The 25196-nt window shown below is 37.5% G+C and carries 29 protein-coding genes; 24 read left to right on the top strand and 5 right to left on the bottom strand.

The features are described 5' to 3' along the window. Window positions 1-71: 71 nt before the first annotated feature. On the bottom strand, window positions 72-563 hold the full coding sequence (locus ABC228_RS07380) for a GyrI-like domain-containing protein (protein WP_345824464.1): 492 nt from the start codon (window positions 561-563) through the stop codon (window positions 72-74). Between the two features lie 137 nt (window positions 564-700). On the opposite strand from ABC228_RS07380, the gene ABC228_RS07385 reads away from it, so the two are divergent. From ABC228_RS07385 to ABC228_RS07400, 4 genes are all read left to right on the top strand, one after another. Beyond that, complete coding sequence (locus tag ABC228_RS07385) at window positions 701-1099, top strand: hypothetical protein (protein WP_345824465.1); 399 nt, start codon at window positions 701-703, stop codon at window positions 1097-1099. A gap of 342 nt (window positions 1100-1441) precedes the next feature. Beyond that, window positions 1442-1990 (top strand): phosphatase PAP2 family protein, encoded by a 549-nt coding sequence (locus tag ABC228_RS07390; RefSeq protein WP_345824467.1) that lies wholly within the window; start codon window positions 1442-1444, stop codon window positions 1988-1990. A gap of 32 nt (window positions 1991-2022) precedes the next feature. Continuing rightward, a complete protein-coding gene (locus ABC228_RS07395) occupies window positions 2023-3165 on the top strand; it encodes a glycosyltransferase family 4 protein (protein ID WP_345824468.1) in 1143 nt (380 codons plus the stop codon). A 51-nt stretch (window positions 3166-3216) separates the two neighbouring features. Further along, window positions 3217-3429, top strand: coding sequence for a hypothetical protein (locus ABC228_RS07400; RefSeq protein WP_345824469.1), 213 nt, complete (start codon window positions 3217-3219; stop codon window positions 3427-3429). On the opposite strand, the gene ABC228_RS07405 is transcribed toward ABC228_RS07400, so the two are convergent. Next, window positions 3430-3900, bottom strand: a complete 471-nt coding sequence (locus ABC228_RS07405) for an outer membrane protein assembly factor BamD (RefSeq protein WP_345824470.1) — start codon at window positions 3898-3900, stop codon at window positions 3430-3432. Window positions 3901-4070: 170 nt separating this feature from the next. On the opposite strand from ABC228_RS07405, the gene ABC228_RS07410 reads away from it, so the two are divergent. After that, window positions 4071-4259: a small, acid-soluble spore protein, H family gene (locus tag ABC228_RS07410; protein ID WP_345824471.1), complete on the top strand. Its 189-nt coding sequence runs from the start codon at window positions 4071-4073 to the stop codon at window positions 4257-4259. Window positions 4260-4274: 15 nt separating this feature from the next. Beyond that, window positions 4275-4454, top strand: a complete 180-nt coding sequence (locus ABC228_RS07415) for an H-type small acid-soluble spore protein (RefSeq protein ID WP_345824472.1) — start codon at window positions 4275-4277, stop codon at window positions 4452-4454. A 44-nt stretch (window positions 4455-4498) separates the two neighbouring features. Here the strand turns inward: ABC228_RS07415 and ABC228_RS07420 are convergent, their stop codons facing one another. Next, window positions 4499-5074 (bottom strand): YpjP family protein, encoded by a 576-nt coding sequence (locus ABC228_RS07420; protein ID WP_345824473.1) that lies wholly within the window; start codon window positions 5072-5074, stop codon window positions 4499-4501. Between the two features lie 284 nt (window positions 5075-5358). On the opposite strand from ABC228_RS07420, the gene ABC228_RS07425 reads away from it, so the two are divergent. From ABC228_RS07425 to pstB, 4 genes are all read left to right on the top strand, one after another. Further along, complete coding sequence (locus ABC228_RS07425; RefSeq protein WP_345824474.1) at window positions 5359-6363, top strand: PstS family phosphate ABC transporter substrate-binding protein; 1005 nt, start codon at window positions 5359-5361, stop codon at window positions 6361-6363. Window positions 6364-6471: 108 nt separating this feature from the next. Then, complete coding sequence (gene pstC, locus ABC228_RS07430; RefSeq protein ID WP_345824475.1) at window positions 6472-7428, top strand: phosphate ABC transporter permease subunit PstC; 957 nt, start codon at window positions 6472-6474, stop codon at window positions 7426-7428. A gap of 1 nt (window position 7429) precedes the next feature. After that, window positions 7430-8314, top strand: a complete 885-nt coding sequence (gene pstA / locus ABC228_RS07435; protein WP_345824476.1) for a phosphate ABC transporter permease PstA — start codon at window positions 7430-7432, stop codon at window positions 8312-8314. 84 nt (window positions 8315-8398) lie between these two features. Beyond that, window positions 8399-9193: a phosphate ABC transporter ATP-binding protein PstB gene (gene pstB / locus ABC228_RS07440; RefSeq protein WP_345824477.1), complete on the top strand. Its 795-nt coding sequence runs from the start codon at window positions 8399-8401 to the stop codon at window positions 9191-9193. A 104-nt stretch (window positions 9194-9297) separates the two neighbouring features. Here the strand turns inward: pstB and ABC228_RS07445 are convergent, their stop codons facing one another. Beyond that, a complete protein-coding gene (locus ABC228_RS07445) occupies window positions 9298-10995 on the bottom strand; it encodes a methyl-accepting chemotaxis protein (RefSeq protein ID WP_345824478.1) in 1698 nt (565 codons plus the stop codon). A 253-nt stretch (window positions 10996-11248) separates the two neighbouring features. Between ABC228_RS07445 and ABC228_RS07450 the strand changes: the two genes are divergently transcribed. Genes ABC228_RS07450 through ABC228_RS07460 form a run of 3 tightly spaced genes read left to right on the top strand, consistent with a single transcriptional unit; the run spans window position 11249 to window position 12299 of the window. Continuing rightward, the gene (locus tag ABC228_RS07450) at window positions 11249-11611 is read left to right on the top strand and encodes a DUF2089 domain-containing protein (RefSeq protein WP_345824479.1); all 363 of its coding nucleotides are present in this window, start codon (window positions 11249-11251) and stop codon (window positions 11609-11611) included. A 13-nt stretch (window positions 11612-11624) separates the two neighbouring features. After that, window positions 11625-12008: a hypothetical protein gene (locus ABC228_RS07455; protein WP_345824480.1), complete on the top strand. Its 384-nt coding sequence runs from the start codon at window positions 11625-11627 to the stop codon at window positions 12006-12008. Window positions 12009-12017: 9 nt separating this feature from the next. After that, complete coding sequence (locus tag ABC228_RS07460) at window positions 12018-12299, top strand: hypothetical protein (protein ID WP_345824481.1); 282 nt, start codon at window positions 12018-12020, stop codon at window positions 12297-12299. Window positions 12300-12406: 107 nt separating this feature from the next. On the opposite strand, the gene ABC228_RS07465 is transcribed toward ABC228_RS07460, so the two are convergent. Next, on the bottom strand, window positions 12407-13654 hold the full coding sequence (locus tag ABC228_RS07465) for an MFS transporter (protein WP_345824482.1): 1248 nt from the start codon (window positions 13652-13654) through the stop codon (window positions 12407-12409). A 222-nt stretch (window positions 13655-13876) separates the two neighbouring features. On the opposite strand from ABC228_RS07465, the gene ABC228_RS07470 reads away from it, so the two are divergent. The 11 genes from ABC228_RS07470 (at window position 13877) to nikC (ending at window position 25136) form a co-directional block, all read left to right on the top strand. Then, window positions 13877-14431 carry a PadR family transcriptional regulator gene (locus ABC228_RS07470; protein WP_345824483.1) on the top strand — a complete coding sequence of 185 codons (555 nt, stop codon included), beginning with the start codon at window positions 13877-13879 and terminating at the stop codon, window positions 14429-14431. Next, the gene (locus ABC228_RS07475; protein WP_345824845.1) at window positions 14427-14921 is read left to right on the top strand and encodes a DUF4188 domain-containing protein; all 495 of its coding nucleotides are present in this window, start codon (window positions 14427-14429) and stop codon (window positions 14919-14921) included. The genes ABC228_RS07470 and ABC228_RS07475 overlap by 5 nt, the downstream gene beginning before the upstream one ends. 242 nt (window positions 14922-15163) lie before the next feature. Next, on the top strand, window positions 15164-16120 hold the full coding sequence (locus ABC228_RS07480) for an ABC transporter permease (protein ID WP_345824484.1): 957 nt from the start codon (window positions 15164-15166) through the stop codon (window positions 16118-16120). Then, complete coding sequence (locus ABC228_RS07485; RefSeq protein WP_345824485.1) at window positions 16107-17063, top strand: iron chelate uptake ABC transporter family permease subunit; 957 nt, start codon at window positions 16107-16109, stop codon at window positions 17061-17063. The genes ABC228_RS07480 and ABC228_RS07485 overlap by 14 nt, the downstream gene beginning before the upstream one ends. Next, entirely contained in the window at window positions 17060-17827 is a 768-nt protein-coding gene (locus ABC228_RS07490; RefSeq protein ID WP_345824486.1) for an iron ABC transporter ATP-binding protein, read from the top strand. The genes ABC228_RS07485 and ABC228_RS07490 overlap by 4 nt, the downstream gene beginning before the upstream one ends. 266 nt (window positions 17828-18093) lie before the next feature. Further along, on the top strand, window positions 18094-19143 hold the full coding sequence (locus ABC228_RS07495; protein WP_345824487.1) for a siderophore ABC transporter substrate-binding protein: 1050 nt from the start codon (window positions 18094-18096) through the stop codon (window positions 19141-19143). 213 nt (window positions 19144-19356) lie between these two features. After that, on the top strand, window positions 19357-20355 hold the full coding sequence (locus ABC228_RS07500; RefSeq protein WP_345824488.1) for an ABC transporter ATP-binding protein: 999 nt from the start codon (window positions 19357-19359) through the stop codon (window positions 20353-20355). After that, window positions 20352-21347 carry an ABC transporter ATP-binding protein gene (locus ABC228_RS07505; RefSeq protein WP_345824489.1) on the top strand — a complete coding sequence of 332 codons (996 nt, stop codon included), beginning with the start codon at window positions 20352-20354 and terminating at the stop codon, window positions 21345-21347. Before ABC228_RS07500 ends, ABC228_RS07505 begins: the two co-directional genes overlap by 4 nt. Window positions 21348-21415: 68 nt before the next feature. After that, entirely contained in the window at window positions 21416-23008 is a 1593-nt protein-coding gene (locus ABC228_RS07510) for an ABC transporter substrate-binding protein (RefSeq protein ID WP_345824490.1), read from the top strand. A gap of 96 nt (window positions 23009-23104) precedes the next feature. Continuing rightward, window positions 23105-24109, top strand: a complete 1005-nt coding sequence (locus tag ABC228_RS07515) for an ABC transporter permease (protein ID WP_345824491.1) — start codon at window positions 23105-23107, stop codon at window positions 24107-24109. Window positions 24110-24224: 115 nt separating this feature from the next. Then, entirely contained in the window at window positions 24225-25136 is a 912-nt protein-coding gene (gene nikC, locus ABC228_RS07520; protein ID WP_427902214.1) for a nickel transporter permease, read from the top strand. Window positions 25137-25196: the final 60 nt, after the last annotated feature.

Raw genomic sequence — 25196 nt, forward strand, 5'->3', positions numbered from 1 at the left:
ATCCTAGGTCCAAAGTTTACTTTGCTAGTATTTCCATCGGAAGGAGAGCTATTAGCAAAATCATCTATTAATTAAATTTTATTAATAGCGATGTAGATTTCCACTTCTGAATCAGTAGTGTGTGTATGGTTCCAGACTTCCATATCATAGCCTAAAGGTATGCAACGGTTTTCTATCATCCAAGTATTATATAAATAGTCATACGTATTATAAATTTCTGTTCGGGGTCCTGTATGTTTACAGCATACGTACATATTTTCTTCAACTGTATAAATCATGGTGTCCTCCGGGATATGTTCTGCGTTTTCTACTTCGTAACCAATCATTTGACTATATTTATCTTGAAATGGATTAAACTGCTCCATCATCGGATAGATTTGCAAAAAATAGATGTGATCCCCTAGCCTATTTTCAATTTTGGGTGCAACATTCGTTAACCTGGATACCGTATCATCGGTAATAGATGTTTCTTCCATTTCTTTTAGGTTTGTGAATAAATGATATCCAACTAATTGAAAAGAATCTCTTTTAATAATCTTTGGTATCAAACTGATCACCTCCATCGTTTACCCACCATATTTATTCCGAGATGCAATAAAATATTCGCTATTTCTTAAGGTGACTCGTCTCGGTTTTTGGCATGAACTAGCTGAAAACATCATACATATGAATAAACAATTTAAAGTGGGGGAGTTAAAATATGGAGAAGGCGTTATCCATAACAGAGGAAGAAATCAAACGTTATTATGAATTAAATAAGCAGAAAAAAGAGATTGAACAAGAAATGAATCATCTTAAAAAGAAGTTTCATGAATTACTGGATACCTCATTTGGAAAACAAGAAAAAGGTGAAATACAGCGCGGGAACTACAAGCTACAGCGTCAAATACGAACTGCTATTTCCTATGATGAAGCAGGTACGGTAGGGAAATTAGATGAGCTTAATTTAAGCGAATTTATTATTGAAAAAAGAACGCCTGATACGGAGAAGCTCGAGTCAGCTATTAAACTAGGGCTGGTTGAGGAAAATGAATTTAAGGAATTAAAGAAGTCGAAAGTAACACAAACCATTGTGGTGAAAGAAACATTTTCAAGATAGGCTCACTTATTAAACTAGCTATTTCCTGTAGCTAGTTTATTTTTTTTATTCGAAAGTTTACAGTAAATTTATTTTCAGTTTGCGATACGTTAATCTTAATCATATACAATGAAATTGAAGGAAGAAGAATATGGAGGCATAAAACACTCAATTATAGACGTAATTACAAATCTAACAAATGAAAGCTGAATATTTTTATACTAGTAATCATTTACCGTAGACAAATCAAATTCTGCCAGTTCATTTCCATGGAGGTGTGCTCATGAAATTGCTCATTCGGGTTGCTGTTTGTCTATCCGTAATTTTAGTTTATATTACCTATTAAAGGTAGGTGGTACTTCTATGATAAAGTACTTCGATTACATGTATGAATTAGATCGTCAATCCTTTCGTTATATTAATCGTTATTTTGATTATAAATTTTTGAATTCCTTCTTTCATAAAATTACACATGCTGGTGGAGCAACCTTTACAATAGTTGCGGTGTTAATCATGACAATTATTGCAACCGATACAGTTCAAAACACTGCTATTGCAAGTGGCATTTCACTTATGATGAGTCATATTCCTGTAGCGATATTTAAAAAAATCTACCCTCGTAAACGCCCATATTTAGTCCTCAAAAATTGTCGTGTTACAAAGAAGCCTTTAACAGATTGTTCTTTTCCTTCCGGTCACACAACAGCAATTTTTTCGATTATTACTCCTTTTATCCTGCTTAATCCTGTGCTTGCTAGTATTTTATTTCCGATTGGATTTTTAGTTGGTATTTCTCGTATTTATTTGGGGTTGCATTATCCATCAGATATCATTGCCGGTGGGTTGCTTGGTTTAACAACGGGAATCATTTGTTTTCTGTTAATGGGAAAATACGCACAAATGCTTTCATAATAAAATAAAGGAAGTATGGAGGTAGGTATATCATGAAAATAGCTATTTTTACGGATACGTTTTCTCCAGATGTGAATGGTGTAGCTAAAACCTTAAAACGGTTTACGGATTATTTAGAAGATCGCGGAATAGCTTACCGGGTGTTTGCACCAAAAAGCTCAACAAATAATTTATTCTCTACTGAAATTCATCGATTTAGAAGTCTGCCGTTTTTTCTATATCCAGATTGTCGCCTCGCTTTACCGAATATGCTGCATGTAAAGGAGGAGCTCACACAATTTAAACCCGATATCATTCATGTTGCGACACCATTCAATATTGGATTATGTGGCTTACACTACGCCAAAAAGCTAAATATTCCGGTTGTTGGGTCCTATCATACGGATTTTGATAAGTACTTGGAATATTATGATCTTCAATTTTTAACAAAATTATTATGGAAATATATGCGCTGGTTTCACAGACCTCTCCGCAAGATATTTGTCCCCTCAATAGACACGATGACTCATTTAAAAAAGCATGGATTTACGAATTTGGAGATATGGCCAAGGGGAATTGATTGTTCCGTCTTTCACCCTAGTTATGACCAACAGTCTATTCGTGATAAATATGGAATCAAAGAAAAATATATATTATTGTACGTAGGGCGAATTGCACCGGAAAAAGATGTGATGCTTCTTCCATCTATTCATGCACAGTTGCCGAAAGAAATACAAAATGATGTGCATTGGTTCGTTGTTGGAGATGGCCCTCAGCAGCAGGATTTAAAAAAACAAGCCCCACATAATATGACCTTTGCAGGCTTTTTAACCGGAACTGATCTCGCGCATGCATATGCTGCTGCGGACTTATTTGTCTTTCCTTCCTCAACTGAAACATTCGGTAATGTCGTACTTGAATCCTTGGCGAGCGGAACACCAGCTGTTTGTGCCAATGCTGGTGGCGTTCGAGGAATCATACAGAATCAGGTAACAGGCTTATTATGTGAACGTAAAAATATAGCAGCGTTTGCCCAAGCAATACAGACTTTATTAGAGAATCATCCGAATCGGAAGGAAATGGGGTGGAACGGAAGAAATTATGCTCTAACCCAATCATGGGAATCAATATTTGAACGGCTATTAGAGAATTATGAAGACGCACTTCAAAAAACACAAGTTGGTTTGCTTGCGTAAAATAGTGAAAGGTCACGTCCCAGTAGCATGAGCTATGGGACGTGACCTTTTTTGTGGGTTAGTTTAAATGCTGGAGCTGAAGCGGAAAGTGCTGAAATATTTGCTCCAAAAGCTAAAGACAGCGCCCCAAAGGCTGAAGACGAGGTAGAAAAGCTGAACATATTGCAAAAGCTGAAACTGGAGCTAAAAAAGCTAAAGAATACGCTCCACTATGCTAAACAAGCACGCAATAATCACAGTCTGAACCCATGCGAATTCTCTTAACTAATAGGATACAATCCCAAATATTTTCCATTCATCGTTATCATCAGTAGAAATCAGAACTTGGTCGACTACTCCGATTGTTTCACCTTGACTTTTGATTTCTAAATCAAGGATTACAAGGTAATTTTCATGGTCTGTTAGTAGTGGCTGTAATAGGGGAGGAACGTTTATGTCCTCTGTAATTTTATCGGATGATCGAATTTCTATTTTCGTTACTGCCCAGCCATTTAATGTTTGCTCATTCTGGAATACATGAATAAAATCACGTTCTGTATAGCCAATATAGTTAAGGTAACTTGAATCAATTAACCGTATTGCCTGTTCAAAATCGCCTTTTTGGAGATGACTATAATAAGTAGAGGCTATTTCCTCCGATGGATGCTCAAAGGAACTCTCGTTACTTTTGGAGCATGCGGTTAATAGTAGTGCAAACAGTATAACAACAAAAAAGCTGTAGAAACGATTTTTCATTATTTTCTCCCTTCACTATTCAAAATAATCGTTTCAATATATGTTTTGTTACGATAATTGGATACAACTTTATGTCTGGTAATATGTATCAATTCATCCCGATTTCCCCTTGTATATGAAGATGCAATTTGTTGAAAATTAATAGCAAAAGAGCAAAAGGAGAGGGAAGCATGGATGCAAACCGAGCGAATGAAATCGTGAGTGCAGATGTATTTGTAAATGTAAATTACCACGGGATTCCAGTCTATATAGAGGATGTTTATCAAAATACGGCGAAGGTATTTCCTTTAGACGCCATTCACAATGTGCAGGAAGTGGATGTTGAGGGCTTAAATGAATCAGGTCCAATTAGTATTTAAATGGAGGTCGAAGCAATGAATCGAATGCGGGCAGAAGAGATAGCGCAGTCAGCCGACATGAAGCATGTTACGTATAATGGAAAGCAAATCTATATTCAGCAGGTAAATGAAAATAATACCGCGCGAATATTTCCATTAGATGATCCTCAACATGAATTCGATGTACAGCTGACCAATCTATATGAAAGGTTATAATAAAAAACCTCCTAATGTTAGGAGGTTTTGCTTTTGTTTTTATCTTATGCCATCCATTTTGGTGGCGTATTTTTATCCCAATAAATTTCACCTAATGCATGGTGTTTTTCAAAATTATCTTCTTTTAGGTGATAATGGAAGTTAAACCAATATCCGTCTTGTGGTCGATTGTCACGTCTAACGTGGAATTTCGCAATATCTTCTTTTAGTAATTCATTATAGACGTTGAAGATTCGCTCTCCATATCCTGATGACGGCTGCTCTGTAATGGAGATATAGGCAACATCTTGTTTTTCCAGGATCGTTTCTAATGCGTGTTCAATATTAGGCAAAATAACCTGTGTGAATTCATCCTCAACCTTCTCAGATATTTTTGGGCCGAATTTTGCGAGGCTTTGTTGTTTTGCCATTTCAGTAAAGGTAGTTATTTCAGATTCCTGGACTAACTCAACTGCTTCTTGTGTTGATAGGATTTCTGCAGTTAGGTCATTTTGTGTGCCTTCTTCAGGAGATACAACCTCATTATTTTCTTCATCTGCAATCAAATATGTAGGTGTATACAACCCAAAGGTTAATATCGCGATAAGTGCAACAGCTAATTTTCTCATCCATAGCTTCATAAGAATTTCCCCTTATACTGACTTACATAAATTTTATCACGTTTCTAGAAGATGTCTACTATATTCTCGGTAATCCTTGAATAATAGGAAGATAGACTTAAATGTACATATGAATATGGTATGTTTTCGTACAAATGTCTATTAATTCATTTTTCTAGTCTAATAGAAATTTACAAACCCTTTACATTTCTCACACATAGAGTTAATAATCGTTCTTTATACTTAGGGTTGTAAGAGGGATAACCCTTAAAAACACAAATTGCACTTTGGGGAGGACAATTTAGATGAAATTCAAAAAGTATTTAATGTTCCTATTTGTTGCAGCATTAGCAGTAGTGCTAGTTGCATGTGGGGATAGCGAAGAAACAAACTCTGGTGATAATGGATCTGAAGGCGCGGCTTCAGAAAACAAAGATAACGGAAGTGACAGCGAAGCTTCAGAAGAACTAGAAGGTAGCGTTGTAATAGACGGATCTGGAACAGTTTATCCGTTGATGTCTAGATTGGCTGAAGAATATATGATTAACGAACAACCTGAAGTATCAGTTGAGGTAAGTCGTGCAGGTACTTCTGCAGGATTTGAAAAATTCTTGCAAGAAGATGGAACAGATTTCAATGATGCTTCTCGCTTAATTAAAGATGAAGAACAAGCAAAAGCAGACGAGCTTGGAATTGAAGTGAAGGAATTAAAGGTAGCGCTTGATGGTCTAACCATCGTAACAAACCCAGAAAATGACTGGGCTACTGAATTAACAGTTGATCAAGTAAAAGGAATCTTCCTTGGTGAGTATACAAACTGGTCTGATATTAATCCAGATTGGCCATCAGAAAAAATTCAAACATATGGCCCGAATGAAAACCACGGAACTTATGAGTTCTTTTATGAAAACATTCTTGAAGAGCAAGATTTAGTAGGTGACATTAATCTTCAACAAGAATACTCAACCCTTGTAACACTAGTTTCTGAAGACAAGAATGCAATTGGTTTCTTCGGATTCGGATATTATGATAGCAACAAAGACAAAGTTGCTGCTGTTGGAATTGACTTTGGTGAAGGTGCAGTTCTTCCATCATTAGACACAATTGCTGAAGATGGAGATTATGCAGGATTTACTCGCCCGGTATTTACTTACCTAAATGTCAATATGGCGAAAGAAAAATCACAAGTTCTAGACTACGCAATTTATGTAATGGAAAGTGCGAATGACTTCGCTGGTGAAACTGGCTTCGCTCCAATTCCTGATGCGGAAGCACAAGCATTAGTGGATGAGTTAAAAGCATTACAATAATTGAATACAACATTGGAAACTTAAAAACATAATTCCTATAAGATGAGGGCTCGAATATGCTCTCATCTTATTGTGACTTTTAGATTTGGAAGGGGAGTGCTGCGAGATATGGCAGCAAACAGCGAGCTAAACAAAAATAATGCTGTTGATGTTAAAGGAATGATTCAAAAAAACAAGCAATCAAAGAGCATATCGAATGTGATTGAAAAAATTATTCCGTTCTTGCTCTTCTTGTTTGCTATCATTTCGATACTCACAACAGTTGGAATTGTTGCAACCTTACTAACCGAAACAATTGAATTCTTTAAGCGTGTCCCAATAGGGGAGTTTTTCACAGGTACGGTACTAAAACCACTTAGTCAAAATCCTGAATTTGGTGTACTACCACTCATTAATGGAACCATTATTTCATCGTTAATTGCCATGCTTGTAGCAGGTCCAATAGGTATTATGGCTGCAATCTACTTGAGTGAATATGCATCCGATAAAGTGAGAAGAGTATTAAAACCAATGCTTGAGATTCTTGCTGGAATTCCGACAATTGTATATGGATTCTTTGCTTTCACGTTTGTAACACCATTGATTCGTTCTATCTGGCCGGAGGTAGAAGCAACCAATATATTAAGCCCAGGTATTGTGATGGGAATTATGATTATCCCGATGATTGCTTCCCTGTCAGAAGATGCGATGAATTCTGTTCCTAATTCCATGCGTGAGGGAGCATTAGCGTTAGGGGCAACAAAACTAGAAACGACATTCAAAGTGGTTATTCCAGCGGCGCTTTCTGGTATTATTGCTTCATTTGTATTAGGAATTTCTCGTGCGATTGGAGAAACCATGATTGTTACCATTGCAAGCGGAAGCTCAAAGAATTTCACCTTCGATATTACAGAATCGATGCAGACGATGACCGCATATATCGTTGAGGTATCTGGTGGTGAAGCTGCTGCTGGATCAACAATTTATTACAGCTTATATGCAGTTGCGATGACATTATTTGTCTTTACGTTAATGATGAATTTACTTGCAAGATATGTCTCTCGTAAGTTCAGGGAGGAATACTAAAATGAAGTATATAGATGCAGAACAAGTATCAAAACGTATGGGTGGACGAATTGTTAAAAACAATCTATTAAAGGCACTGTTCTTCCTAGCAACGCTTTTTGGACTTATTGTATTAGTTGTGTTGATTTATCGTGTTGTGGCTGACAGTGTCGGATGGATCGACTGGGATTTTATCACCGGAAGACTATCTACTAGTGCAGAACGAGCAGGAATCATGGGAGCAATTCTAGGTACCGTATGGATGATGGCGGTAGTTGCCCCGGTTACGTTGTTACTAGGAATTGGGACAGCTATTTATTTAGAGCTATATGCTAAAAAAGGAAAGCTGCAAGCCATTATTCAAACCAATATATCGAACCTAGCAGGCGTTCCGTCTATCGTTTATGGAATTTTAGGATTGACTATTTTTGTTCGGGCAATGGATATGGGAAACATTATTTTAGCAGGCGGATTAACATTGTCATTATTGATATTGCCAATCGTTATTGTTGCAGCACAGGAAGCAATTCGCTCAGTACCGCAATATTTGAGTGAGGCATCCTATGGTATGGGAGCAACAAAATGGCAAACCATTAAAAATATTATTTTACCAGCAGCATTACCAGGTATCTTAACTGGGGCAATATTAGCACTTTCTCGTGCAATTGGTGAAACGGCTCCACTAACTGTAATCGGTATTCCTGCTTTAATTATTCCCTTCCCGGAAGGAATATTTGATAAATTTACAGCTCTTCCAATGCAAATTTACTATTGGACATTAGATTCATCACTAGTAGCTGAATATGCAAGTTTAGCAGCTGCAACAATCGTTGTTTTACTAATTCTGTTGTTTGTATTGAACTCAGCTGCAATCTTTATCAGAAATAAATTCCAACAACGTTTTTAAGAAAATTGTTCGTTTGCTTCCTCGTACGAAGAAATAGAAGGAGGAATAATGATGAGTCTTTTAACAGTTAAGGAGAATATAAGAATGGAAAACAACGTAAACACGGATACGAATACAATGAATCATAAGGTTGTTTTTGACACGAAGGAATTAAATCTTTGGTACTCTGAAACACATGCATTAAAGGATATTAATCTGGCAATCAATGAAAACGAGGTAACGGCAATTATTGGTCCATCAGGCTGTGGAAAGTCAACCTATCTGAAGACACTAAATCGTATGGTTGAATTAGTCCCTGGAGTTCGTACAACTGGTGAAATAACGTATAAAGGAAAAAGTATCCTAGATAAATCTTTCCAAGTAGAGGATTTGCGAACAAAAGTCGGTATGGTATTCCAAAAAGCAAATCCATTCCCGAAATCAATTTATGATAATATTGCTTACGGACCAAGAATACACGGGATTCGAAACAAAAAGATCCTTGATGAAATTGTGGAGAAAAGCCTTCGTGGTGCATATATTTGGGATGAAGTGAAAGACCGCTTGAAAGAAAATGCTTATGGGCTATCTGGTGGGCAGCAGCAACGTCTTTGTATCGCTAGAACACTGGCAATCGAACCAGATGTTATTTTAATGGATGAACCAACATCAGCACTTGATCCTAAATCCACATTAAAAATAGAGGATTTAGTTCAAGAGCTTAAAAAAGAGTATTCGATTATTATTGTAACGCATAACATGCAACAGGCAGCACGTATTTCAGATCGTACCGCTTTCTTCCTAAATGGAGAAGTAGTTGAATTGGATGTCACGGATACAATTTTTACAAATCCAACTGATAAACGCACAGAGGATTATATCTCTGGTCGATTTGGATAAAAAACAATTTTTTGAATTTCATCTTCCCCCTGATGAAAATATAAATGAAGGACTGGCTAATCTTATGCCAGTCCTTTTCGTATGGAAATGGGTTTTATTACTTCTTAATCGATTTCAAATCGCTTCGTGCTCTCAGATAGTGATGTGGAAATAGCTGTTAGCTTTGCCCCTATCTCATGTGTATGCTCCATTTGTTTTACTTGTCCCTCGCTACTAGCTAGCATTTCCTCTGCGCTTGCTAAGGTTTCTTGTGAAACGGATAAAAATCCTAATGTTTCTTTTTCTAAAGAAGGAAGAGCACGTTCTAAATCCTTAAGCTCTCCTTGTACACCTTGAAGCTCAGTGCTTACCTCTAGGATTTGTTGCATTAATGAATCAATGGATACCTTTGATTCATTGGATTGTGCGAGAGTTGTATTGGTTTTCGTAAGCATTTCTTCAAATTCATCTGTCGCTGTATGCGTGATCGTTTCCATTGTTGAAATGGATGCGGTAATTTGTTCTGCCGCACTAGAAGATTGCTGAGCTAGCTTGCCTACTTCATCAGCGACTACAGCAAAGCCTTTACCAGCTTCACCAGCACGTGCTGCTTCAATGGATGCATTAAGCGAAAGTAGCTTTGTTTGTTCCGCAATTCCTTGTATCATTCCGACAAGCTTGTTAATAGAACTGGAATAAGCTTGCACCTGTTTAATGGTTTTGGTCAGATGTTCAAAATCGATTTTAAACGTGTTGACAGTATTGATTAATTCGATCATGTTTTGTTCACCGTGATGAGCGGAGTCGTTCATGGTTTTAGCGCTGGTGAAGATGATTTCCATACTTTTTATCATTTGTTCGATTTTTTCCTTCATTTCTCTAAATGATTCAGAGCTACCCTCGGAGCTACTTGCGGTTTGCTCTGCTCCAGCTTTAACAGCATGAATTGCTTCGATAAGATCCTGGCTAGATGCAAGTGTTCCAGCTGATGAATGCTGGAGTTCATTACCCGTATGCTCTAAATTGACAGTGATGGTCTTGATTTGTTGTAGCATTGTCCGCATTTGATCCATCATCGCATGATAGCTTTTATTCAAAGAGGATATCTCAGGAATGTTTGTGTGTACGGTAACGGAATCCTCGCGCAAATCACCATTTCTGACTTTTTTCATTTTTTCTCTAAGAAGGGTTAGTGGTTTCACAATACTTCGAACAAAGATGATAACAACGATGGTAGCGATGACAATACTAATGGCAATAATACCAAGCATTCCATATGCCATTTGATTAATGGTGCTCATATAGGATGCGGTAGGAACAACTAAGACATAGGTTCCATTAATCTCCTCCATCACTTGAAAGCTAAATGTATAATCCTCTCCATTAATGGATCGATGCAATATCCCATTTTCTGTTTCTATTATCTTACTAATGAAGGAGCTTGGAATTTCTGGGAGCTTGTCTTGACTGACACCGAACGGGACAACGTTATCCTTTGCTATGTAAAAGTAATCCGACTCAATGCCATCACTTTTAAGCTTGTCTTGTTGGTCACGTATGCTCAATTCTAGCTGCTGCATGAAGTATGTATCATCACTGACATATAAGAATTTTAGATTATCTGCTATGTAACCCATTAACTCTGCTTCACGCACCAATCTGTTTTCAATAGACTCTTTTGTTAAATTACGTGTAATCGTATAGGAGCTAATTCCTACTGCTATAATTGCTATTGTTAGTAATACGATAAAGATGGCTAATAAACGACTTCTAAGACTAAAATCCCTTTTGTTATGAACTTTTTTCAATGCCTTGCTGCTCAAAGTCTAACCCCCATGCAATGATTTTGATAGTAAAATTATACCAATCGAATGTTAACTAACTGTAAAGCCAGTGTGAAGATTAGGTATAAAGAAGGAGTTGTTTAGCCTGGATTATTGTTTCGTTTCAATATATTTATATTTACATTAATATAATTAATTTTAATGACAAAAAATATTAAATTATTTAAAAATTAAGTTTACAAACAGTAAAATAATGTATATAATAAAACCAAATTAAGGAAAGGAATTCACTATGACACACGATTTACTTACGAGCTGCCCAGTTTGCAGCAATACACTTACTGTAAAAAGATTACATTGCAATCATTGCCACACAACAATTGAAAATGATTTTGAGTTCTCGAAGCTTGCCTTATTATCAAAGGAGCAGCTTCAATTTATTGAAACCTTCATTGTTTGTAGAGGGAATATCAAAGAGGTAGAAAAGGAACTTGGAATATCCTATCCAACAGTAAGAGGAAAGCTGCAGGATGTCATCAGCGCACTAGGTCATGAAGTAGCACAAAAGTCTATAGTAGATGAACGAAAGATTGTTGGTATGTTAGAGCGGGGAGAAATAACTCCTGATGAAGCGATAAAAATGCTTAAAGATTAAGGGAGGAAGGAAAATGAAGGATGAGATTGCAAAAATACTAAGTATGATGGAAGAAGGGAAAATTGATGCAGATAAAGCTGCTGAGTTAATTTCACTTCTAAAGGAAAAAGAGGAGAATGGAAAACCTAAGAAATCCCCTAACTATCTAGATAAGACATTGAAAGTTCGCATTAACTCGAGTGAGAATGATAATGTAAATGTTAATTTGCCAATTAGACTTTTTCAAGTTGTCTTAAAGACAGGGCATGGTATTGCGTCCAATATTCCAGAAGCAGAGAAGTATGTGAAGGATTTGGACATTGATCTTATATTAGAAGCAATTGATCAGGAGCTTGAAGGACAAATAGTAGATATTGTATCTGGAAATGGTGATAAAGTTGCCATTTTTATCGAATAGGTGACAGGTATGGTCAAGATAACAATAAAATCCAATAAATCGTTTCGCATCACAATACCCTTACCATACTTCGCACTTCATATTGCTACTTCCATCGTCTGTTCCAATTTTGTATGGAATAAGATTGTGAAAATAGAAGGAAATCCCACATCAAGTATATATCCTCCAATAAACAAACAACTTATAAAGCCACTACTAAAGAACACCATAAAAGAAATTCAAACCTACAGGGGAATTACCATCGTAGAATTAAAGGAACAAAATGGTGCGGAAGTTTTGATTAAGCTTTAACGTAATGACTTTCATGAACTCAAGCTTTGAGAGCAATAGAAAACAGCAGGATTCATATTCCTGCTGTTTTTCATGGCTATACGATATAGCTGTATAAAGGAAGTAGCTTATTCCTCTGTTGTCTTTAAGGAGCGGAATACAATGAGGAAATACAGTGATCCGATTAAATATAACCCCGCTGTAATGGTAAATACGTGAGCGTAGCCCCAATAAGCCCCGTTCAGCATCACGATGGATGTGGAAATAGGTCCCATAAATGCCCAGCCAAGCTGAAAAACCATTTGGTTAATGGAGTTAGCTAGTCCTTTTACCGAATCCCCAACCTTAGACATCATTAAGGATGCTTGAATTGGGTTACCAGCATTCATTAAAGCCTGTCTGAATAAGAAACCAAGGGTTGCAAGTAATAAATTTTCGGTATATGCCGTTAACAATAAGAAGGGAAGTGATGCAAGCTGTAAGTAAACAACCGCTCGCACCTCGCCAACTTTTTTAACGACTACAGGTCCGATAAACATCGCAACTGCAGTAGCTGCTTGGCCTAAGGATATAATGAGCCCGATAACAGAGTTCGATGCTGCAAATCGGTCTGCAAAATATAGGTTCAGATATGGGATAACAAGTCCACTACCAAATCCAATAAGAAGCTGTGCTACAGCAAATAATCCGATAATTTTAAAGCCAACTTTGTTTGTTTTAAAAAATTCTCGAAATGGTACTTTTTCTTTTTGACTATTCGTCGCTTTCTTCTTTTCAACCATCTTCATGATTGGGAAGAAGGCTAGTAGATAAAAGATACTACCAATTACTAAGGTATAACGAATACTGGTTAATTCTGAGGTGAAGAGTGTAAAGAAGTCTGTTAGTGTACCACCTAACAAGCTTCCAACTACATTGGCAGCTGTCATAATTGCAGAATGCAAACTAAATAGATGGACGCGCTGCTTAGGAACCGAGTTTTCCGCTAACCATGGAATTGAAGAAACCTGAAGAAATGCTGTAAAGATACCTGCACCAAATCCAGTTAATAACAGTAGAAACTGTAGTTCCACAATACTGCGTAGTAGCAGTATTGCCCCTGTAGCGATTACGCCAAATGCCATAATACGCTTACGCCCTAATTTATCACTTAATATTCCTGCAGGTACAAGAATAATAGCGGTAGCTAAAGAAGTTAAAGCAATAACCTGTCCATTTACCTCATGGCTCAGTCCTAACTCCTGGATATATATATTATAGATAACCATAAACATTCCTAAGCCAATTTGTGAGAAAATATTCGCCCAAATTGCTAGTTTAATATTTTGGTTATAAGTCTTCATTTGTGCAGACCATTCTTTGAAGAATAGAGCCATCGTAGTTTCGCCGCCTTTTAATATTTCGTGTCCCTAAGTAATACTACAATCAAATCAAGTAATTGTAAATAAAAAATTGATAAAAGAACGTTAATTTTTATAAGAATAGAAGGGCTTTAGATTCGTATGTATTTTTAGAAGAATTTTCTAAATATCATTTCCAATTAATTGAATAATTGGGTATAATATATCTAAATGATATATATCAAGGAGATAGGTGTAGTGAAACGAAATAATCATACAAAGTACGCCATATTAGGGTTACTTGCAACTGGCTTTCACACTGGATACAACATAAAACAAATGATAGACAATAGCCTGAATCATTTTTGGAAAATAAGCTATGGGCAAATTTATCCAACGTTGAAAGTGCTCGTAGAAGAAGGATTGGCTACAGTAGAAGATAAAGCACAAGAGGGAAAGCCAGATAAGAAGGAGTATTACCTTACATCTAAAGGAGGGGAAGCTTTACGCAGGTGGTTGGAATCTCCTCTAGATGATATTCCGGTTTCAAAGAATGAAGTATTACTCAAGTTGTTTTTTAGCCGAAACCAAACCAATACGCAGACGATTAATCAACTAGAAAGTTATAAGGAGATATTAGAAGAACGTTATGCTATTTATTCCGGAATTGAGGAATCCATAAAGTCTCATGACAGTATGGAACCGGATGCGAAATTCTGGTTTTTTACACTCGATTATGGAAAAAGAATTACTTCGGCAGAAATCGATTGGTGCCAGCATACGATTCATACATTAATACAAGAGGAGGATTAAGTTGAAAGTATTTTCAGATCAGTATGTAACGGAAAATGATCAGGATATCGTAGTGTTTCTAATTGGAATGCGAATTAATAAGCGACTTGCAATACGAAAATGGTTTCCAGTCTTAAAAGCAATGCCCCCAATGATTAGAGAACTACATGAAAATAAAGATGCGCTAGGATTCTTGTCGTCTGAGAGTTTTATTGGGTTACGAACTACGGTGCTTATATCGTATTGGAAATCCTCGGAGGACTTGTTAGCCTATGCAAGAGGTCAAAAGCACTTGGCGGCGTGGAAGGAATTTAACACCAAGATAGGAAATAATGAAGCGGTGGGAATTTACCATGAAACCTATGTTATTGAAAAAGGAAAATACGAGACATTCTATCGTAATATGCCACAATATGGACTTGCAAAAGCAATTGGACATAAACCAATTACAAAAGATATGAATACAGCGAAAAAACGATTAAATGGTATCTATTCGCATAAAAAAATTTGATGAAAATTTAAATCGCAAGGTAACTGTAAAAAGTAGGAAAACAACTCCAGAATGGTGAATTTGGAGTTGTTTTTTTACTGGGCATTTTTTGTAGAATAGTAGATTCCATGTTTAGTAGTAACAATAACGGTTTCGTTACGTGCTTGATTTTATAACTTTCTCTTTATATAATTAAGCTGTACTTAGAATGATAATCATTTTCAATTAACATTCTAAGAATAAACAAGTTATGAGGATTACATATGAAATTGTGGATGTTAATTAGTTTAGGTATAGTCTTGTCCATTATCTCGTTATTTATTGGTGCTATCGATATTCGTTTAAGTGATTTGCTAGATTTGGAATCTGATAAGCTACAAATCTTTTTAGTCAGTAGGGTACCACGTTTATTGGCGATTATATTAGCAGGTGCTGGAATGAGTATTGCCGGCTTAATTATGCAAAGCTTGAGTCGGAATAAATTTGTCTCCCCAACAACGGCAGGGACATTAGATGCGGCTAAGTTAGGAATTATGATTTCGATGCTCTTCCTTACGAATGTCACGTATACACAGCAAGTCATTTTCAGCTTCGCTTTTGCATTAGCTGGAACATTTGTTTTTATGCAAATTTTAGATCGTATTAAATTTAAAGATGTCATTTTCGTTCCATTAATCGGAATCATGTATGGGAACATTTTGTCATCAATTACGACATTTTTTGGGTACGAAGCAGACATCCTTCAAAATATCTCATCTTGGCTAATGGGTAGCTTTACACTAATTATCGCTGGTCGCTATGAATTACTATATGTAAGCATTCCGGCTGTCATCTTAGCTTATTTATATGCGAACAAGTTTACCGTTGCTGGAATGGGCGAAGATTTTGCGAAGAACTTAGGGCTAAGCTATAAGGTTGTGTTAAATATCGGGCTAGTGCTCGTTGCCATTATTTCGACATCTGTCGTATTAACTGTCGGGGTAATTCCGTTTTTGGGACTAATTGTTCCCAATATCGTATCGCTTTATATGGGTGACAATCTACGAAAAACCATTCCCCATACGATGGCACTTGGGGTTGTCTTTTTATTGATATGCGACATTATTGGACGCGTCATTATTCATCCATATGAGATCCCTGTAAACGTAACCGTTGCCGTAATCGGAAGTGCGATCTTCTTAATAATGCTATTTAGGGGGAGAGCATATGCGAAAAAATAGTTCGAAGTTAGTTTTTCTACTTGTATTGGCCATTATTTGTATACTGCTGTATGCGTTTTATGATATAAAAGGTGGCTTTGATTATGCCTTCCCAAGACGTGTTATCAAAATTGCAGCGATGATTGTGACTGGGATCGCGATATCGTATGCTACCGTTGTATTCCAGACGATCACGCAAAATCGTATATTGACACCATCTGTTATGGGGATGGATTCCATGTATGGAGTTGTCCAAACGTTGATTTATTTCTTTGCCGGATCGATGTCGGTATGGGTGGTTAATAAATATTTAAATTTTGCAGCAGCAATTATTGCAATGGTTTTATTTGCGCTTATTCTATACCGCTTCCTTTTCCGTTCCGATAAGCATCCTATTTATCTACTACTATTAATCGGTATGATAATAGGAACGCTTCTAGGGAGCTTTGTCACGTTCTTACAAGTATTAATCGATCCGGTAGAATATTTAAGTTTACAGACAATGCTGTTCGCAAGTTTTACAAAGGTTAAAGCAGAGCTGTTATATATTTCTATTGCAATATTAATTGTTGCGTTTCTGTATGGCTTCCGCATCATGAGGAAGCTAGATGTTATGTCACTTGGTCGTGAAAATGCGATGAACCTTGGAATTAACTATGACCGTATGGTAATGAATATTTTAATTTTATCGTCGGTACTAATTGCCACATCTACGGCATTAGTTGGTCCTATTACATTTTTTGGATTAATTGTAGCAAACTTGTCTTATCAGTTTTTAGTTACCTACAAGCACTCTATTTTGATTTTGGGTGCAAGCTTAATTAGTATTATTGCATTAGTTGGTGGGCAATTCCTGGTCGAGCATATACTTGAATTGCGCACAACATTAAGTGTTATTATCAACTTCATCGGTGGTATATACTTCATTTACTTATTACTAAAAGAAAGTAGGGCTGCAAGATGATAAAAATTAAAGAATTGACGAAGCGATATGGGAAGAAAAATGTGGTGGAAAAGGTTTCCCTTACAATTGAGCCTGGAACCATTACGTCATTTATTGGTCCAAATGGTGCCGGTAAATCAACTTTACTGTCAATGGTTAGTCGTCTATTAGAAGCAGATACAGGTGAAGTATTGCTTGATCAAAACAATGTGATGAAGTGGAAATCAGATGAGTTTGCAAAGCGTGTATCGATTTTAAAGCAATCAAATTTTATGAATGTGCGTTTAACGGTTCGAGAACTAATCTCATTCGGACGTTATCCTTATTCCAAAGGGCGTTTGACAGATATCGATGAAAAGCATGTGGATCAAGCCATTGATTATATGAACCTACGTGATATGCAACATCAATTTATCGATGAATTATCTGGCGGGCAAAAACAGCGTGCATTCATTGCGATGGTCATTGCACAGGATACAGATTATATATTACTGGATGAACCATTAAATAATTTAGATATGAAACATTCTGTACAAATCATGAAGATTTTACGTAAGCTTGTCGATGAGCTTAGTAAAACCGTTGTGATTGTATTGCACGATATTAATTTTGCTTCTGTTTATTCAGATCGTATTGTTGCTTTGAAGGATGGAAAATTAGTGAAAAATGGACCTACGAGTGATATTATTAACTCTGCTTCACTCCGTGATATTTACGATATGGATATTCCAGTTCAAGTACAAGATGGGTGCCGAATTTGTGTGTATTTTAATTCTCATGCCTAACAATTTTATAAAGTAAGAGGAAGACGTCTTAAACAAAGAGCTTGGTAAAGTAGCGATTTGATTAAGGCGTTTCTTTATTTCCTGCCCCTAACCCTGGGGAATACGTATGTCATCATCGGCTATTTCATAATCAGGGTATTTTGGCTTATTTTTCTAATATTTCATTTTTCTGTTGACGAATGATAATCCGCCACTTATAATGAGAATTGTTATCAGTGATAATGATTATCATTATTAATAAATTACATATAAGGGGAAGAAGCATAATGAAAAACTGGAAATTACTTAGTATCGTATTTATTACACTTCTGTTCGTTCTGGCAGCATGTGGTGGAAATGATTCTGAAAAAGAAGATGAGACAGCAGCTGCAAGTAAACAAACAAGCAATGAGCAAGGAAATGAAGCGGAGACAGATGAAGCTAGTTCTGTATATCCATTGACAGTATCGCCTACTGTTGGTTCAAGTGAAAGCAGAGATGGAAGTGAATCTTATACGTTCGAGGATGTAACGTTTGATTCCATGCCTGAAAATATTGTCGTGTTTGACTATGGTTTCTTAGATACATTAGATGCACTTGGTGTAGAAGGAATTGTTGGGGTTGCAAAGGATTCTACTTTACCAGAACACCTTGAAAAATATTCAGGTGATGAATACACAAGTATTGGTACTCTAAAAGAGCCATTGCTAGAAGATATTGCAGCATTAGAGCCAGATGTTATCTTTATTTCTGGTCGCCAATCAGCATTCTATGACCAACTAAAAGAGATAACGCCAAATGTTGTATTTGTTGGTACACAACAAGATGACTACTGGAATACATTCTTAGAGTCTGTTGATATCGCAGCGAAGATGTTTGGAAAAGAAGCTGAAGCAGAAGAATTCCTCGCTAAGTTTGATACATCTTTAGAAGAGATTAAGAGCCTAGCAGGCAATTATGAAAGCAGCCTTGTAACCATGTACAATGAGGGTAGCCTTTCTGGATTTTCTACAAACTCTCGATTTGGTTACGTCTATGACGTATACGGATTCCAACCGGTAACAGAAGATATTGAAGCTTCAACACATGGTTCAAACTTTGGATTCGAAGCAATCCTAGAATTTAATCCAGAAGTATTATTTGTCATTGACCGCACTGCGGCTATTGGTGGCGAATCAAATATTGATAAAGATATGGAAAATGATATTATCAAACAAACTACTGCTTATGAAAACGATCGTGTAATCTACTTAGATGGACCGCTATGGTATTTAAGTGGTGGCGGTTTACAATCTGAGCTTGCAAAAATTGAAGAAATTCTTGCTGAGTTAAAGTAAGGAAATCATAACGTAAAAAGCTCTCGGAAAGTTGGAACGCTGACTTTACGAGGGCTTTTTTTCTCGCTACTTATCCTATGGAGAGGTAGCGAGTTTTTTTATATTATTTTTGAGAAAAAAGAGAAAAAACATAAATTATTTAAATCGTATGTATAATGTATATAATTCTAATTTATCAGTTAATTAAATCAAGCCATCAAAGGAGGATACTTAATGGAGTCCGTAAAACCTCTGTTAGAGGTTAAAAACTTACATACACATTTTTTTACAAAGTCAGGAATTGTTCGAGCTGTTGATGGCGTCAATTTTGATGTGAAACCAGGAGAAACCTTAGGTATTGTAGGGGAATCTGGATCAGGAAAAAGTATCACAGCCATGTCTATTCTAGGGCTAGTTCCTTCTCCGCCAGGAAAAATTGTAGATGGAGAAATTCTCTTTAAGGGTGAGAATTTAATAGGGAAAACCGAGAAGCAAATGCGACAAATTCGAGGAAAAGAGATTTCAATGGTGTTTCAGGATCCAATGACATCCTTGAATCCAGTCTTTTCGGTAGAAAAGCAGATGATAGAGACCATTGTAACGCACGAAAAAGTAACGAAAAAGCAAGCTAGGGAAAGGGCGACGGAATTATTAAACCTTGTTGGTATTCCTGACCCGCATAAACGCCTGAAAAATTATCCTCATGAATTTAGCGGAGGAATGAGGCAGAGGGTCATGATTGCCATGGCGCTTTCATGTAATCCTTCCCTATTAATAGCGGATGAGCCAACGACAGCATTGGACGTGACGATACAGGCACAAATTCTAGAACTATTTAAGAAAATGCAGAAGGAACTAGATATGGCAATTATTATGATCACTCATGATTTAGGGGTTGTATCCGAGGTATGTGATCGTGTAATGGTCATGTATGCTGGAAAGCCTGCTGAGTTTACCGAGACGAAGAAGTTATTTGATAACGGTAAGCACCCGTATACACTTGGGCTCATGAATTCCATACCGAAAATTTCACCAAATAAAGAAAAGCTGAAGCCAATAACGGGTCTACCACCAGATCTAAGTGCTTTACCAACAGGATGTAGTTTTGCACCAAGATGTAAGCATGCAATGGAGAGCTGCCTTTCTATTGATCCTAGCCTTCAAAAGGTAGACGATAACCATTTGGTTCGCTGTTTGTTATATGAAGAAACGAAAAAGGCGGTAACGACATGAGTGCATTATTAGAGCTGAAGAATGTAAAAAAACATTTTCCATTAAAAAGCGAAAAAATTCTAACTCGAGAGAAGCCGGTACTGAAGGCGGTAGATGGAATCTCGTTAGCAGTACATCCTGGTGAAACATTAGGACTTGTTGGCGAAAGTGGCTGTGGAAAATCGACTGCTGGGAGACTGGCTTTGAAATTATTGGAACCAACTGACGGAGAAATTTGGTTTAAAGGAAACAATATTACATCGTATTCAGGCGAACAGTTACGTAAGCTTCGTAAGGAAATGCAAATTATTTTTCAGGATCCATATGCATCCTTAAATCCTAGAAAAACAATAGAGCAAACACTGATGGAGCCTATGAAAATATTTGGTACGCCTAAGAATATTCGTAAGCAAAAAGTCGACTATCTTCTTGATGTGGTTGGACTGAGTTCTTATCATAAACGTCGTTATCCTCATGAGTTTAGTGGTGGACAGAGACAACGGATTGGAATTGCGAGGGCGCTTGCTTTAGAGCCAGAATTAGTCATATGTGATGAGCCTGTATCAGCATTAGATGTATCTATTCAAGCACAGGTAATTAATCTAATGGAAGACCTTCAAGCGGAATTTAATTTGACCTATGTGTTTATTGCGCATGATTTAAGTGTTGTACACCATATTAGTGATCGAGTTGCTGTGATGTATCTAGGGAAAATAGTCGAGCTTGGTGAGGCGAATGAACTCTACAGTAACCCGAAACATCCATATACGCAGGCATTATTATCTGCAGTACCAGAAACCAATCCACACCATGAGAAGGAAAGAATCATTTTGAATGGTGACTTACCATCTCCGGCAAATCCACCGGTAGGATGTAAATTTCATACGAGATGTCCATTTGCAGAAGAGATATGCCGACTTCAAGAACCAGAGCTTAAACCAGTATCCGAAAATGGACAAATGGCTGCGTGCCATTTTGCAAAGGAAGTCATCGTAGAAAAGCAACTTTCGTAAAAACTTCAGGAGTCTACAAGTTATCCTGAGTTTTAATAAATTTAGCAATCAAATGAGGGGGAAATAAGTTGAAGAAACGTTATTTGTTTATGCTACTAGCTGTTATTGCCATGGTGCTTAGCGCATGTGGTAATGATGCAGGAGGCGACTCAGACGGTGATGATGGTGGAAAGAAAACACTAGTGTTTGGTCGCGGTGCTGACTCTATCCAGCTTGATCCATCCAAGGTAACCGATGGTGAATCCATTTATGTAACAAACCAAATCTATGATACTTTGGTACGTTACGAGGAAGAAAATACCGAAGTAAAACCTGCTTTAGCAACAGAGTGGGAAGTAAGTGATGATGGGCTTGTTTGGACATTTCAGCTTCGTGAAGGGGTAACCTTCCATGATGGCACAGAGTTTACAGCAGAGGATGTTGCGTTTAATTTTGAGCGTTGGACAACATCAGCTGAATTTGTATATTACGGCTACATGTTTGGTGCTTCTGAAGAAGACATGGGTGGAATTATTGAGAGTGTAGAGGCTACAGGTGATTATGAGGTTAAAATAACCCTATCTGAGCCAAATGCTCCATTCCTACAAACGCTAGCAATGCCACCATTTGGTATTGCAAGTCCTGATGCAGTAGAAGAATCCGGAGAAGACTATTTCAAAAACCCGGTTGGAACTGGTCCATTTGTATTTGAAGAGTGGGTTCCAGATGATAGTATCACCCTTTCTAAGAATGAAGATTACTTTGGTGAAGTTGCAAAGGTTGATGAAGTAGTATTCCGAGTGATTCCGGATAACGGAGCTCGCTTTATGGAATTGCAAGCAGGAACAATTGATTTAATGACAGGTCTAAATCCACAGGATATTTCGACTGCTGAAGGTGATGAAGCACTTCAAGTGATTCGCAGACCATCTATGAACGTTGCGTATATGGCAATGAATACCGATAAAGAAGGTCCGTTAGCGGATAAGCGTGTCCGTCAGGCAATTAACTTAGCAGTAAATAAGGACCAATTAATCGAGTTATATGAAGGTATTGGAAAAGCGGCAAAAAATCCTATTCCGCCATCTTTATGGGGGTATAATGATGAAATTGAAGATTATGGATATGATGTAGAGCAAGCAAAAGCATTACTTGCTGAGGCAGGATATGCAGATGGTTTTGACATTACATTACACACGTTCTCTAATCCAAGACCATATATGCCACAGCCAAAAGTAACGGCACAGGCAATTCAAGAAATGCTTGGAGCGGTTAATATTAATGTAGAAATTATTGAAAGTGACTGGGATACACATTTAGCTACAACAGAAAACGGAGAGCACGATATGGCATTTCTTGGTTGGACTGGTGACAATGGTGATCCAGATAACTTTATGTATGTATTATTAGATAAAGATAATGCCACAGTAGGCTCTGCTGGTAATATCGCATTTTATAAGAATGATGAGCTACATGATTTACTGAAGACCGCTCAGGTTGAAATGGACCAAGATGTTCGTACAGGGTTGTATTTAGAAGCACAGGAAATTATTCACGAGGACGCTCCGTGGTTACCTATCGCGCACACAACACCAGCACTGGCAGCAAGTAGTAGTGTTATGGATTATGTACCACATCCAACAGGAAGCGAACCTTTCAATCTATTAGATATTCAAGAGTAGAATGAAGACTAATTGCTAAAGGAATTTTATCGTGCTGTTTCTCGCGCAACCGTGAGAGACAGCACCTTATTCCTTATTAAACGGAGGAATAGAGCAATGTTAAAATACATTATTCGAAGACTACTCATGCTAATCCCCGTACTGATTGGCGTCTCCATCCTTGCCTTTTCCCTTATTCACTTAGTACCTGGAGATCCAGCTCGGAGCATGCTTGGAGAAAAAGCTACAGAAGATCAATTGGAAGCGCTACGGGAAGAATTAGGGCTAAATGATCCATATGCAATCCAATTTGGTAGGTTTTTAGGGGATATTGTACAGGGGGATTTAGGGCAGTCAATCCAGTCAAAGGAAAGCGTTGGAACGGAGCTAATTCACAAGCTACCAGCAACGATGGAATTGGCCATTTTCGCTATGATACTAGCAATTGTTATTGGGGTGTTGGCAGGAGTAATTGCGGCAGTAAAGCAATATTCCTGGTTTGATAATCTCAGCATGACAGGAGCACTATTTGGTGTTTCAATGCCGATATTCTGGTTAGGCCTCATGTTGATTTGGTTATTCTCTGTTACCTTTAATATTCTACCTCCAAGTGGGAGATTGACAACTGGGGTAGAGTTACATACCATCACAAATTTTTATTTGCTAGATAGTATTCTTACCTGGAACTGGGCTGCATTTCAGGATGCGTTTATACACTTATTAATGCCAGGAATTGCTTTAGCGACAATCCCAATGGCAATTATTGCCCGGATGACCAGATCTAGTATGTTAGAGGTCATGCGCCAGGATTACATACGTACTGCAAATGCGAAGGGCTTGAAAAAAACAATTATTATCTTTCAACACGCTCTGAAAAATGCTTCCCTTCCAGTATTAACCGTAATTGGTTTGCAGTTTGGTCTATTACTTGGTGGTGCTGTGCTAACCGAATCCATCTTTTCCTGGCCTGGGGTTGGTCGATATGTCTATTTAGCCGTACTTGGACGTGATTATCCGGTAGTGCAAAGCACCATTTTAGTGATTGCGGCTATCTTTGTACTCGTAAATCTAATAACGGATATCTTGTATAAATATATGGATCCAAGGATTAAGTTTGAATAGACTAAAGACCCTATGTAGCTGGTAGAAATTTTGCTTTTTCCATACAGTAAAAGCAAGATGTCAGCGGATCAGCTGAAGGCAATATTCGATATTGCTATAGACCAAACGAAAGGATGTGCATCAATTGTCACTTCAACCAATTCCAAGTACAACGAACCAAGCGGAAAAACAAAAGGTAACGAAGTCAAGAAGCCTGTGGGTTGATGCGATATTACGACTCTTTAAAAGTAAGACTTCTATCATCGGAATAAGCTTAATTGTTATCTTGGTTATAACCGCTATATTAGCACCATTAATTGCTACGCATGATCCAACTGCGACGGATATACCGAATCGATACCAAGCTCCATCAGGAGAGCATTTTCTTGGGACAGACGAGCTTGGTCGGGATATATTTAGTCGTATTGTATTTGGAACACGTATTTCGATTCAGATAGGACTAATTGCAGTAGGTATTTCCTTGATCGTTGGGGTCCTATTAGGTGCTGTAGCGGGCTACTTTGGTCGGTGGGTTGACCAAATTATTATGCGTATCATCGATATTATGATGGCATTTCCTAGTATATTACTAGCGATTGCCCTTGTTGCTGTCCTTGGACCAAGCCTGCGGAATGCAATGATTGCGGTTGGAATAGTTGGCGTACCGCAATTTGCCCGGATTGTTCGTTCTGCTGTATTGTCTGTGAAGGAAACTGAATTTATAGAAGCGGCTCGTGCTATTGGTGGAAAACATGGAAGAGTATTAATGGGCCATGTGCTACCAAACAGTATGGCGCCAATTATCGTTCAAGCAACATTAGGAATTGGAACGGCGATATTAGATGCTGCTGGCCTTAGCTTCTTAGGACTAGGAGCTCAGCCACCTGCCCCGGAATGGGGAGCAATGCTAAGTGATGGGCGAGCAGCCATCCAAAATGCCCCTTGGGTAGTAGGGTTTCCTGGATTAGCCATCTTTTTATTTGTTCTCGGTTTTAATTTATTTGGTGACGGGCTGCGTGATGCTTTAGACCCAAAATTAAAACAATAGTGACATTTTTGATAATTTCATAGTATGATAGAGGATAAAGTTAAAGCTTTATCCTTTTTT

The sequence above is a fragment of the Ornithinibacillus xuwenensis genome, from assembly GCF_039614845.1.
Lineage (GTDB): Bacteria > Bacillota > Bacilli > Bacillales > Amphibacillaceae > Ornithinibacillus > Ornithinibacillus xuwenensis.